Consider the following 12,076-nt stretch of genomic DNA (forward strand, 5'->3'; position numbering starts at 1 on the left):
TCAGGCCCAAAGAGAACGCCACAAGAGCAGAGGCAGCAGCTATGCTTTACAGAGTCTTAGAAAAAACGGGAAATATATAAGTGAAAAAATGCGCCTTTTCTGGCGCATTTTTTCATTGGTTGTTTGCCACCTATGTGCGGCAGAAAGTACATACAGGAGAAACAGAAGGAAAACCGCATACCTGACAAGTTATTTTTGGAGGACGTGCAGAAATTGCAAAGACCTACTTGCCATTGCGTTACTTCAACAAAATTTCCTTAAAAAATTTACAAAAAAATAGTATTATATAGTTGAAAGAACTTAAGAGGGAGTGAAAAATTTTGAAAGAAATACAAGCAAAAAAAATTACTGAAATAGTAAAATTGCTATGTATTGAAGCTAATTATGAATTACCTCAAGATATATTTAAAAATTTAAAAGAAAGAATAAAAGAGGAAATAAGCCCTTTAGGTAGAGAAATTTTAAAAGATATAATTGCAAATGCTGAAGTAGCAAAAACACAAAGGATGCCTATATGTCAAGACACAGGAATAGTAATAGTTTTTGTAGAGATGGGACAAGAAGTACATATAGTAAATGGCAGTTTAGAAGAAGCGATAAATGAAGGGGTAAGACTGGGGTATGAGGAGGGGTATTTGAGAAAGTCTGTTGTAAAAAGTCCAATTTTACGAATAAATACAGGTGATAATACTCCTGCAATAATCCATTATCATATTTGTAAAGGTGATAAATTTTCAATAACTGTAATGCCTAAAGGGGCAGGGAGTGAAAACATGAGCGCTTTAAAAATGCTGAAACCTTCTGAAGGAGTAGAAGGAATTAAGAGTTTTGTTATAGAAACAGTTGAAAAAGCTGGTCCAAATGCTTGTCCTCCATTAATAGTAGGAATAGGTATTGGAGGAGACTTTGAATATGCTCCATATCTTGCAAAAAAAGCCTTGTTAAGAGATATAGGGCAAAGAAATCCAGATAAAATGTTAGCTAAATTAGAGGAAGAATTATTGCGAGAAATAAATATGTTGGGAATTGGCCCCCAAGGCTTAGGTGGAAAAAACACTGCTCTTGATGTTCATATTGAAACTTATCCTACCCATATAGCTTCTCTTCCTGTAGCTGTCAATTTAGGATGTCATGTTACAAGACATGCTACTTTTATATTATAGTATGTAGGAGGTAATGAGATGTATAAAAAAGTAAATACGCCTTTGACTGAAGAAATAATAGACCAGCTTAATGCAGGGGACTTAGTATTGTTATCAGGAGAAATCTATACAGCAAGAGATGAAGCTCATAAAAGAATGATAGAGTCATTAAAGAAAGGAAGGGAATTACCTTTTGAGATAAAAAATAGTATAATTTATTATGTAGGGCCATGTCCTCCTAAACCGGGACAAGTTGTAGGAAGTTGTGGCCCTACCACAAGCGGAAGAATGGATAAATACACACCGGTATTAATTGAATTGGGATTAAAAGGCATGATAGGAAAGGGGTATAGGAGTAAAGAAGTCATAGAAGCCATGAAAAGGTATAAAGCGGTCTATTTCACTGCTATAGGAGGAGCAGGAGCATTATTGGCACAAAAAGTAAAAAAAGCTGAAATAGTGGCTTATGAAGATTTAGGTACGGAGGCTATCTATAAATTTTTTGTTGAGAATTTCCCTGTTATTGTTACTATAGATATTTATGGCAATAATTTATATGACATTGAAAGAAAAAAATATAAAACTAATTTAAAAAGGTGATAAAAATGGCGCTTTTACCCTTGAAAGAATTGTATTTAGAGTGTTTACATTGTACAAAATGTGACCTTAGTAAAACGAAAACTAATATGGTTTTTGGAGAAGGAAATTTAAGGGCAAAAGTTATATTTGTGGGAGAAGGACCAGGAAGAGATGAAGATTTACAAGGAAGACCTTTTGTAGGAAGAGCTGGCCAACTTCTTAATAAAATGCTAGAGGAGGTTGGATTAAAAAGAGGAGAAGTCTATATTGCTAATATAGTAAAGTGTAGACCACCAAACAATAGAGTGCCTTTGCAAAGTGAAGTTGACGCATGTTTACCTTATTTAAGAAACCAAGTTGCAATAATAGCTCCTAAAATAATAGTATGTCTTGGAGCGACTGCAGCAAAGGCTATAATAGACAAAAATTTTAAAATAACGGTAATGAGAGGCCAATGGTTTGAAAGAAAAGGCGTCAAAATAATAGCAACTTACCATCCAGCTGCAATTTTGAGAGACCCTGAAAAATTAGAGCCTGCAATGGAGGACTTTAAAAAAATTAAAGAGGAATTAGATAAGTTATTGTAATTTGTTCATAAGCGTAGAGGAATAAAAATTTAGGAAAAATGAAGTTGATATTTTTATACTACTGGAATGAGTTTGACTCTTTTAGTCCCACTTTTAAGATTGTATGATTAGAAGTTAAATAACGAATAGGAGTTTCTTGACAAAAAGCTATAGGCTTTTTTAGAAGATTATGGTTCTTATTAACAAGGTATAAATTTTTTAGTAGTCTTTTTTTGTGGTAATATAAATCTTCTTGTTTACAAACAGTAATAGATGTTAAAATCGATGGAGCTGTGAGTAAACCAATGTAACGGAGTGATTTTGAAAAAGTAATCTGATAAAACCGGTACGGATAAGAATCAGAAAAATAGCAACTGGAAAAGTTAAAAATAGGAATTACATCCTGAAGAGCTTTAGGAAGTTTGCCTTTAATATCATCAAATAAAGGCTGTACTGAAGAAGTAGCAGCGAAACTAAAAGGTGAGGATAATTCACTTACTTCAACATAATTTTGTATTTGAAAAAGTTTAAATATAGAACCTATTTTAAAAAGGGCTAAAGCATAATCATAACCGAAGGAAACGGCAGCACCTCGGGCTAGTTGTATTAATGGTGTAAATTCGTAAATTTTACCGCAAGTTTGTGGTAAAAAATCTTCAGTTAAATAAACAGCTTCATTTTCAACCCAATATATTCCTGGAGAATGAGGGGCAAAGAAATTTTTAAGCTGTTGTACATAAGGTGATACTGCAACCACAAAATTGTCAGCTATTAATAATGATTTTTCTCGTTTATGAAAACCGAGATGTGGGTAATTTTGGGATTTTAGTATTATTCCTTGGTTAAATTTGTTTATTGTATAAACTGCTTTGTTCTCTTTTTCTGGATAAACCAATCCAAAAGGTGTAATTATGGAAATTACTTTAGCTTTTTTAATTTGATCTTCGTTTTCTTCTAATTTTTGCAAAAGCTTTTGTGGAGCTACTTGCAAGATTTTAACTGATTTTTGTAAATTTTGAGGATAAACAGAAAAATCACTAAATTGTTCTGGGACAAGCCTAAGATGGATTATTGAACTCGTCTTATTTTCTGGTGAAAAAGAAAAGGGCGGGGTAAAATAGATTTTACTGACATTTTTTTTAGATAAACCCAGGACAGTAAGACAATGTTGTAATTCGTTTAAAAAAGTTTGTGAAGAAAATTTTCTCTCGTACAAAAGATATTTACCTGACCCAGCAATAATAGTTCCGTGTTGACCATTTATAAAAATTCCTAACGTAACTTTCAAAAAAATACCTCCTTTTCATGGTAGTAATCCCAATATAGTTTTTCTAGCGGCACGTAAATAGTTCGATAACCAAAACATTGGGGACCAACTACATCTAAAGCTTTATTGATTCTGAGTCGAAGTGGTGCCGGCAGACCTAGAAGCACTAGAGGCTGACCTTCATAAATTTCATTGTTATTTACTGGTTTAAGTTTATTTAGATCAATTGCGGAAATTAAATCGGGTACACTAGCGGCTATATGACCATTTTTGAACGCAAGTAAATTCTCATATTGAAAAAGAAGTTGTAATTCTTCACCTTTTGGTGAGATTAGTGTTGCTGCTTTCCACTTGGCAGTTTCATATGCGGATATATTTTTTATGGTACCTTGAAAAATTTCGACTATAGGACCATAAAAAGAATTAGAAGTTACCTCTAAAAGCAAGTTGAATAGCTCGTGGTAATTATCAGCATGTAAAAAGCATTCACCTATTTCACGGGCAAAAGTTAGAGTACTTGGAAGTAAAACTTTTTTTAATACGGAACCGGAATAAGGAAAGCCTGCAAAATAACCAACTCCTCCTTGTTGGCAAACAATCTGGCGCGTATTAAGTTCTAAAAGAAATGTATCTTGCTTTTCAAGGAACAGATGCACGTTATAACTGCCATCAACTAGTACCAAAGGGGTAACAGGTAAGTTTTCAAGATGATAAGTAGTCATTTGTAGTTCGGGGAAAGCTCTTCCCATAGCATCACCATCAATAACTGGCAAACCAGTTTGAAGTGCTGCTAAAAGTGGATAAAAGATATTAACTCCTGCTCCTTCAACAATTGAGATTCCATTAAACTGGAACCCAGTATATTTTTCTAATTCCTCAATGGCAATACTAGCTTCTTTACCCGAGGGTAAATTTTCTTCACATAATTCCGGTGAACCTAAAAGACCTATACCGCAGAAAAAGTTACTTTCAGACAATTCATCAAGGGTTAGTAAAGGAATAGCACGGTTTTGTAAAGCTTTATCCAGTACGGATGCCAAAAGTTCACTTTTCCCCCCACCACCCGAACCAAGAAAAATACTGCCATACCAAAGTGGTTCAATCCAATCAGAGATAATTTCTTGCATATTCACACCTACCTTATACGATATTTTTTAAGCCAACGATAAAGGGTTGCTAAACTAATGCCTAATTCTTGAGCAATCAATTTTTTTGATTGTGTAGATTTGCCATATTTAGCTAATAAAATTTCCAATTGATTTTTGAGCTGTTCATCTTCAATAAATGAGTGTTCGCTTTTAACGTTAGTAAACTGATATTTATTAAAGGATACGCCATTTTGTAAGTACTTCGGTAAATACTGTGGAGTAATTATATCGTCTTTACAAAGTGAAACGGCGTAAGTTACTACATTCTTTAATTCTCGTATGTTTCCTGGCCAGCTGTAATTCTGAAGAATTTCAATAGTTTCTGGACTGAAAATTTTAAATGGTTTATCTTGTTCAAGACAGATATTTTTTAAATAAAAGTCTAAAAGAAGAAGGATATCATCTCGGCGCTCACGTAGTGCTGGTATGTAGACTGGGAAAACACTTAAGCGGAAAAAAAGGTCTTCTCTAAATAATTTAGCATCAATTAATTCTTTTAAATTTTTATTAGTTGCTGCAATAACCCTTATATCAACTGGACGAGAAATAGTAGCACCAATTCGTTCTACTTGTCGGTCTTCCAAAACCCGTAATAATTTTGCTTGTAATGGTAAAGGCATGTCTCCAATTTCGTCAAGAAAAATTGTTCCGCCATTAGCAAGTTCAAATTTACCCGGTTTGCCACCGCGACGAGCACCTGTAAATGAACCATCTTCATAGCCGAAAAGTTCGCTTTCAAGAAGGTTTTCAGGGATTGCGGCGCAGTTTATGGCAATAAAAGGACCATCTTTTCGAGGACTTAAGTGATGAATATAACGAGCAAAAAGCTCTTTGCCTGTACCACTTTCACCTTGAAGAAGTATTGTATGCTCAGTTGCAGCTATTTGACGGATGAGTTTTTTTATTTCAGTAAAATGATAGTTTTTACCTATAATAGCAAAAGAATAATCTTTGCTTGATGGACAAAAATTTACATTTTTTTGGAATGATTTGATTTTCCAGATTATTAAGCCTATTGGTTTATCATTTTTTACAAAGAGGTGATAATAAAAATTTCCCCATTGAGTTTTTATAAATCCTTCTGAACCATTGGCATCACCTAGTTTTTCCCAAATATCAGATGGAGAGAGCTGAACAAAAGAAGAATTTTGACTTAAGATTATTTGCCCTTTGTTGTTGAAGAGGTAGAATTCTATGTTTGATTGTTTTGCTAAAAATTGCAATGTCTGTTCTAGTAATAAAATATTATTTGTTTTTTGTTCAGAAGCGAATGATGTTTCTAATACAATCTGCAAAAATTTAATGATTGAGGCAGGCGTTATTTTTAAATTTTTGCTACGTTTTTTAGGTAAAGCAACCAAAAAATTGTTCTTTTCTATTTTAAAAGAAAGTATTAAATCATAAGGGCAATTGTTGATATTTGGACAAGTGGGAGTACATGGTGGTGACCAAACATGATAGCCTGCTTTTGAAGGTGATATAAATGATAAACATTCTTTCTGAAGTTCGGTTACAAAACCAAAGGTTTCTTGAAGAGAATCAATCAAATTATTTCTCATAAATTTTATCACCGCTTTAAAATGAGAAATTTTGAGAAAAAGTGAGAATAAATGAGAAAAATACAGTGAATGCGTAAAATATAAACCGATTTATTTATTACAATTCTAATTCAAAGAAAACTTTATGTCAACATATTTTATCAATTATACACTCTTAAACGTTTTATTTTTCTCTCTTTTTAACTGATAACTTAAAAACAAATTGGCACGATATTTGCTATCTAATTTATTCAGAAATTTAAAGTTTTATAACTTTAAAGTAAAAAAGAAAAGATGTTTTGGAACAAAAAAGCAAACAAAATACCAAAGTATTGAATGAATCTTACAAGTTTAATTAAAAAATATCAAGACAGGGGGTCGTTATTGTGGAACAACATGCATTGGATCCGATTCCAGAGTCAGAAAAGAGACCATGGTATAGTATAGCCCTTATATGGGCAGGATCAATGATATGTGTATCATCTTTGATGGTAGGGGGAGCGATAGTCCAGGGCATGCCACTATTAGAGGCTATAATTGCTGGAGCTATAGGTTATACAATAATAATTGTATATATGACATTTCAAGGAATGCAGGGTGCTGATTTAGGGGTTCCCACCGTGGTTACGTCCTCATCGGCTTTTGGCAGAGAGGGGGCACGGTTTATAATTTCTGCTATTCTTGCAATATCCTGTATAGGATGGTTTGGAGTACAAGCAAGTGTATGTGGAGCTGCGTTTTCTCAAATAATGAACATGTGGCTTGGGATTTATATACCTGTATGGTTAAGTGGATTGGTATGGGGTATTATTATGCTAGTGACTGCTGTATATGGCTATAAGGCACTGGAATACTTAAATTATATTGCCATACCAGCGCTCGTATTTCTCTCTATAGTAGGTCTAATACAGGTTTTGACAACATTCGGTATAGAGAATTTGATAAATTATGTACCAAAAGATCGCTATTCCTGGAGTTATGCGATTGGTTTGGCTGTTGGAGGATTTGCAGTAGGAGGCGTCATTGCTGCTGACTTTTCAAGATATGCAAAAAGTAGGAAGGATGCTTTGACATCAGGACTTGTGGGTGTCTGGCCAGCGGGGATGTTTCTACTTGTAGTTGGGGCACTCCTCACTGTAGTAGCCGGTACATATGACATAACAATTGCTTTAGCTCAATTAGGGCTGGGATTTGTGGGTGCTGTAATCCTTATTTTGGCTACATGGACTACCAACACGGTAAACGCCTACTCAGGGGGGCTAGCTATTGTAAGCCTTTTTAACATGGAGAATAAATTAAGACCACTTATGACCTTTATAGCCGGTGCTATAGGCACTGTCCTTGCCATCATGGGCATATTAAACTATTTTACTTCTTTCCTTACTGTACTTACTGCAAGTATACCGCCTATTGCCGGTAGCATGATTGCGGATTACTGGATATGCAAAAAAGGAAATAGAAATATGTGGGAGGCTGGTATTGTAGATATTAACTGGATAGGAATAGCATCATTGGTTATAGGCTTTATTGTGGCATTGTTTATGAAAACAGGTATTTCAGCCATAAATGGCATAATATCTTCAATGGTATGCTATTTGGTATTGTATTATGTATTGAAAGTGTCAAAATCAGCTACTGCTTTGCATTGAGGAAAAAAATAGAAAGAAAATGGTTATGCATATAAAACGATAGTTTCCTTTTAGGGTCTTTGGGGTATCTCGAAATTTAATGTTCGGAGTTGTATAGTTTTTATATTTCAATATATCTTTACAAGGAGGTTATAGAAAATGAAGAAAGATATAGAAAAATTGGAGAAAATCGATTTACAAGCGGTGGAAGATATCGCAGTAGGGGCTGCTCTTCTTGGAACTGGGGGAGGAGGAGACCCTTATGTAGGTAAGCTTATGGCTATTCAATCTATACAAAGAAATGGTCCAGTAGAACTTATTGATGTGGAGAACATACCTGATGATGCATTAGTTGTTCCCGTGGCAATGATGGGAGCGCCGACAGTATTGGTAGAAAAGGTTCCTTCAGGAAAAGAGATTTTCAAGGCTTTCGATAGTCTCCAAAGTTTTCTTGGAAAGGAAGTATATGCAGTTCTTCCTATTGAAGCTGGTGGCGTTAATTCAATGATACCTATTATGGTTGCAGGTGAAAGAAAGGTACCATTGGTAGATGTAGATGGTATGGGAAGGGCTTTTCCAGAGTTGCAAATGGTAACATATCATCTTTATGGAGTTTCTGCAACACCTATGGTTTTAGCAGATGAAAAAGGTAATTCTATACTTTTACATACTATCAATAATTTCTGGACTGAAAGCCTTGCGAGGAACGCTACAGTAGTTATGGGTGGATCAGTTATGATAGCAATTTACCCGATGAGTGGAAAAGATGTAAAACAAGCAGGAATAAGAAATGTTGTATCTTATTCAGCACAAATTGGAAAAGCGATACGCGAAGCCCGCAAAAAAGGTGAAAATCCAATAGAGGCGCTTTTAGAGGTAACAGGTGGCTATATGCTTTTTAAAGGCAAAATTTCTGATGTGCAAAGGCGTACTACGGGTGGATTTGTTCGTGGAGAAGCTCATATAGACGGAATTGACCAATACAAAGGGGAAGCAATGATTATTGATTTCCAAAATGAAAATTTAATAGCACGTCGCAATGGGAAAGTTGTAGCTACAGTGCCTGACTTGATTTGTACCGTTGATGCCCATACAGCCTTACCTATAACCACCGAAGGATTACGTTATGGACAGAGAGTATTTATTATAGGAATTCCGTGTGATGAGAAGTGGAGAACTAAAAAAGGTATAGAAACAGTTGGTCCGCGTTACTTTGGATATGATGTTGATTATATACCTGTAGAAGAACTCAATAGAGGTTAAAAGGAGGTAGGAAAAAATGGAATATCGTATTGGAATTGATGTTGGTGGAACCAATACTGATGCAGTTTTAGTAGATGAAAATCTGGAATTAGTAGAGAGTGTTAAAGTACCTACTACTAAAGATGTTTCGAGCGGGATATTTGAAGCAATGAATAAAGTATTATATAAAAGCAAGATAGACCGGAAAAAAATAAAATATGCAATGTTAGGAACAACCCATGCTACGAATGCGGTTGCTGAGCGCAAAAGGCTTTGTAAAACTGCAATTATTCGAATTGGTAAACCCGCAACCGCAGCAATTGCTCCACTAGTTGATTGGCCTAAGGATTTAGTTGATGCAGTAGGAAATCACTATTACCTAATTGCCGGCGGAAATGAATTTGATGGTAGAGAGATAAGTCCATTGGATGAAAATGAGCTTCGTAAAATCGCTAAAGAAATTAAAGGCAAAGTAGAAAGTATTGCAATAGTATCTGTATTCTCTCCGGTTAACAATAAACATGAATTAAGAGCAAAAGAAATATTACAAGAAGTTCTTGGGGAAATACCAATATCTCTATCTCATGAAATTGGTTCCCTTGGCCTACTTGAAAGAGAAAATGCTACTGTTTTAAATGCTGCTTTAGTTGAAGTTGCTCGGACAACTGCTAATAGTTTTAAAGATGCTTTGAAAAGAGAGGGCCTTACAGAAGCTAAAATATATCTTTGTCAAAATGATGGAACTTTAATGTCGATTGATTATGCGATGCGTTATCCTATCTTAACAATTGCTTGTGGCCCTACAAACAGTATGCGTGGAGCAGCTTTTCTTAGCAAACTAGAAAATGCACTAGTACTTGATGTTGGTGGAACTACAAGTGACATTGGAGTAATTTCTCAGGGATTCCCTAGAGAATCTTCCATTGCCGTAGAGATTGGTGGAGTGCGGACAAACTTTAGAATGCCTGACTTAATTTCGCTTGCACTTGGCGGTGGTACTATTATTCGAGAAAAAAACGGCGAAATTAAGATAGGTCCTGAAGGTGTAGGATATAGAATTACCGAAGAGGCTTTGGTATTTGGAGGGAAAACCATAACTGCTACTGACATTGCAGTTCGTTTGGGATTGGCAGAAGTAGGTTCCAAGGAAAAAGTAAAAGATATACCTTTAGAATTTGCTAAACGCGTATATGCCAAAATGCAAGAAATGGTTAATGAAGCTATTGACAAGATGAAAACTAGTAAAGATCCACAACCTCTTGTGTTGGTTGGTGGTGGAAGCATTATTGTTGGTAATGAAATACATGGTGTAAGTGAAATAATAAGGCCGAATAATTTTGGAGTAGCTAATGCTTTAGGTGCTGCTATAGCCCAAGTTAGTGGAGAAGTAGACCGTATTTACTCTTTGAGCGAAATGAGCAGAGAAGCAGCATTAAATGATGCTAAGCAACGCGCAATAAATGAAGCAATAAAATCAGGAGCTAATCCTGACACAATAGAGATTGTTTACGTTGAGGATATACCTTTAGCATATCTTCCAGGAAATGCGGTTAAAATTAGAGTTAAAGCTGCAGGTAGTTTAATTTAACAGACTTTAACAGCTCATATTCATCTTTTATATGAGAGATATGAGCTGCCAAAGAGATGGAAGCCAAGTCTGGTGGGGTCACTTACCTTACGAGTGGTAAGGCTGAAAGGGCTTGAAATTACGCCTGCGGAGAGTATTATAACGCTCTATGAAGCAGGAAGCCACTTCCTATAACTTTGAAAAAACAAGGAGGGCTTTTTATGAAACTAAAAATTATTGTACCGATTACTTCGGATGAATTTAATGAAGAAGTTAAAAGGGAAATCAAACACTATGTAGATCCTGATGATTATGTTGATGTTGAAAATTTGGATTATGGTCCAGCATCCATCGAATGCGAATATGATGAAGCTATGGCTGTGCCAGATATCTTAAATAAAGTAAAGAAAGCTCAAGAAGAAGGATTTGAGGGTATAGTTATTGATTGTTTCGGGGATCCAGGGGTACATGCTGCTCGGGAACTTGTTGATATACCCGTGTGTGGTGGTTTCGAACCTCCTATGCAAATTGTGTTAGGACTTGGCCAAAACATTGGTGTTATTACAGTTTTACCGAATGTTGTTCCGATGTTGCACGATTTGGTTGCTAAAATGGGAATAGAAAAGAGGGTAAAATCGATAAGATATGTAAATATTCCGGTGTTAGATTTAGGAGACAAGCAGAAATTAGAGGATGCTTTATTTAAGGAAAGTTTGGAAGCTATTCAAAAAGAAAATGTTCACGTTATTGTATTAGGTTGTACAGGGATGATGGGAGTAGCTCGGAATCTAATGAACAGGCTAAAAGAAAAGGGTTATGATGTTCCGGTAATAGATCCGGCCTTTGCTGCAGTAAGAATGGTTAAGACTTATGTGCGTATGGGATTAAAGCACAGCCGGTTGACCTATATGATTCCACCAGTAAAACTATATACTTGGTGGGAAAAATAGTAAAAAAGAGTTGGGGTGGGTATTTTTTCTGCACCCACTCTTATTATAATATAACAGAATTTGAATAACGAATAAGAAAAGGTATCAGAAATTGAGTGTAAAAAATTATGACTATAATAGTTGCAGATTGTTGTAATTAGGAGTATTTTAAAGCATAAATAAGTATAACACATGTAATTGCGAAAAATGATTTTATATGGCCTTTTACAGGTATTGAAGTAGAAACATAAAAATGATATATTAATAAACGTCGCTGCTGAGGCGACGGACAGCAAAGAAGGGACTTGACAAAGAGGAGATAGATTTGATAATATAGAGGGGCTGCGATGGAGGCAGCGAGGGACCTTGAAAAATGAACAGTGAGGCGGAAGAGGAGAAGTAGAAGAGGTAAAGGAAATGAAGCTGAGAGTTTGATCCTGGCTCAGGACGAACGCTGGCGGCGTGCCTAA

11 protein-coding genes and 1 pseudogene are annotated in these 12,076 nt (G+C 35.4%); 8 read left to right on the forward strand and 4 right to left on the reverse strand.

Annotated features, from left to right (window positions below):
* The 4 genes and pseudogenes from I4N53_RS12670 to I4N53_RS07070 form a co-directional block, all read left to right on the forward strand.
* Positions 1–80, forward strand: a pseudogene (locus tag I4N53_RS12670) (S-layer homology domain-containing protein); the annotation flags it as partial.
* 240 nt (positions 81–320) lie between these two features.
* The gene (locus I4N53_RS07060) at positions 321–1,163 is read left to right on the forward strand and encodes a fumarate hydratase (RefSeq protein WP_013149579.1); all 843 of its coding nucleotides are present in this window, start codon (positions 321–323) and stop codon (positions 1,161–1,163) included.
* Positions 1,164–1,181: 18 nt separating this feature from the next.
* Positions 1,182–1,742, forward strand: a complete 561-nt coding sequence (locus I4N53_RS07065; protein ID WP_013149580.1) for a Fe-S-containing hydro-lyase — start codon at positions 1,182–1,184, stop codon at positions 1,740–1,742.
* A gap of 5 nt (positions 1,743–1,747) precedes the next feature.
* Positions 1,748–2,308, forward strand: a complete 561-nt coding sequence (locus I4N53_RS07070) for a uracil-DNA glycosylase (RefSeq protein ID WP_012994245.1) — start codon at positions 1,748–1,750, stop codon at positions 2,306–2,308.
* A gap of 58 nt (positions 2,309–2,366) precedes the next feature.
* Here I4N53_RS07070 and I4N53_RS07075 read toward each other — a convergent pair whose 3' ends face one another.
* Genes I4N53_RS07075 through I4N53_RS07085 form a run of 3 tightly spaced genes read right to left on the reverse strand, consistent with a single transcriptional unit; the run spans position 2,367 to position 6,261 of the window.
* Positions 2,367–3,575 carry a hypothetical protein gene (locus I4N53_RS07075; RefSeq protein ID WP_012269778.1) on the reverse strand — a complete coding sequence of 403 codons (1,209 nt, stop codon included), beginning with the start codon at positions 3,573–3,575 and terminating at the stop codon, positions 2,367–2,369.
* Complete coding sequence (locus I4N53_RS07080) at positions 3,572–4,681, reverse strand: DUF917 domain-containing protein (RefSeq protein ID WP_214495928.1); 1,110 nt, start codon at positions 4,679–4,681, stop codon at positions 3,572–3,574. The genes I4N53_RS07075 and I4N53_RS07080 overlap by 4 nt, the downstream gene beginning before the upstream one ends.
* Positions 4,682–4,689: 8 nt before the next feature.
* Positions 4,690–6,261, reverse strand: coding sequence for a sigma-54-dependent Fis family transcriptional regulator (locus tag I4N53_RS07085; protein WP_214495929.1), 1,572 nt, complete (start codon positions 6,259–6,261; stop codon positions 4,690–4,692).
* 365 nt (positions 6,262–6,626) lie between these two features.
* Between I4N53_RS07085 and I4N53_RS07090 the strand changes: the two genes are divergently transcribed.
* From I4N53_RS07090 to I4N53_RS07105, 4 genes are all read left to right on the forward strand, one after another.
* Positions 6,627–7,889, forward strand: coding sequence for a cytosine permease (locus I4N53_RS07090; RefSeq protein ID WP_013149583.1), 1,263 nt, complete (start codon positions 6,627–6,629; stop codon positions 7,887–7,889).
* Positions 7,890–8,027: 138 nt separating this feature from the next.
* Complete coding sequence (locus I4N53_RS07095; protein WP_028992393.1) at positions 8,028–9,131, forward strand: DUF917 domain-containing protein; 1,104 nt, start codon at positions 8,028–8,030, stop codon at positions 9,129–9,131.
* 16 nt (positions 9,132–9,147) lie between these two features.
* Positions 9,148–10,698 carry a hydantoinase/oxoprolinase N-terminal domain-containing protein gene (locus I4N53_RS07100; RefSeq protein WP_214495930.1) on the forward strand — a complete coding sequence of 517 codons (1,551 nt, stop codon included), beginning with the start codon at positions 9,148–9,150 and terminating at the stop codon, positions 10,696–10,698.
* Positions 10,699–10,898: 200 nt separating this feature from the next.
* The gene (locus tag I4N53_RS07105; protein ID WP_012994250.1) at positions 10,899–11,627 is read left to right on the forward strand and encodes an aspartate/glutamate racemase family protein; all 729 of its coding nucleotides are present in this window, start codon (positions 10,899–10,901) and stop codon (positions 11,625–11,627) included.
* Positions 11,628–11,867: 240 nt separating this feature from the next.
* Here the strand turns inward: I4N53_RS07105 and I4N53_RS07110 are convergent.
* Positions 11,868–12,076, reverse strand: a 209-nt coding sequence (locus I4N53_RS07110) for a hypothetical protein (protein ID WP_214495931.1), incomplete at its 5' end; no start/stop codon positions are given.

The organism is Thermoanaerobacter sp. CM-CNRG TB177, assembly GCF_018588165.1.
Lineage (GTDB): Bacteria > Bacillota > Thermoanaerobacteria > Thermoanaerobacterales > Thermoanaerobacteraceae > Thermoanaerobacter > Thermoanaerobacter thermocopriae.

What these genes read in the sequence shown, in the direction of transcription:
- I4N53_RS07065 (WP_013149580.1), top strand. Translation starts at nt 1,182, where the DNA reads ATGTATAAAAAAGTAAATACGCCTTTGACTGAAGAAATAATAGACCAG.
- I4N53_RS07070 (WP_012994245.1), top strand. Translation starts at nt 1,748, where the DNA reads ATGGCGCTTTTACCCTTGAAAGAATTGTATTTAGAGTGTTTACATTGT.
- I4N53_RS07080 (WP_214495928.1), bottom strand. Translation starts at nt 4,681, where the DNA reads ATGCAAGAAATTATCTCTGATTGGATTGAACCACTTTGGTATGGCAGT.
- I4N53_RS07085 (WP_214495929.1), bottom strand. Translation starts at nt 6,261, where the DNA reads ATGAGAAATAATTTGATTGATTCTCTTCAAGAAACCTTTGGTTTTGTA.
- I4N53_RS07095 (WP_028992393.1), top strand. Translation starts at nt 8,028, where the DNA reads ATGAAGAAAGATATAGAAAAATTGGAGAAAATCGATTTACAAGCGGTG.
- I4N53_RS07100 (WP_214495930.1), top strand. Translation starts at nt 9,148, where the DNA reads ATGGAATATCGTATTGGAATTGATGTTGGTGGAACCAATACTGATGCA.
- I4N53_RS07105 (WP_012994250.1), top strand. Translation starts at nt 10,899, where the DNA reads ATGAAACTAAAAATTATTGTACCGATTACTTCGGATGAATTTAATGAA.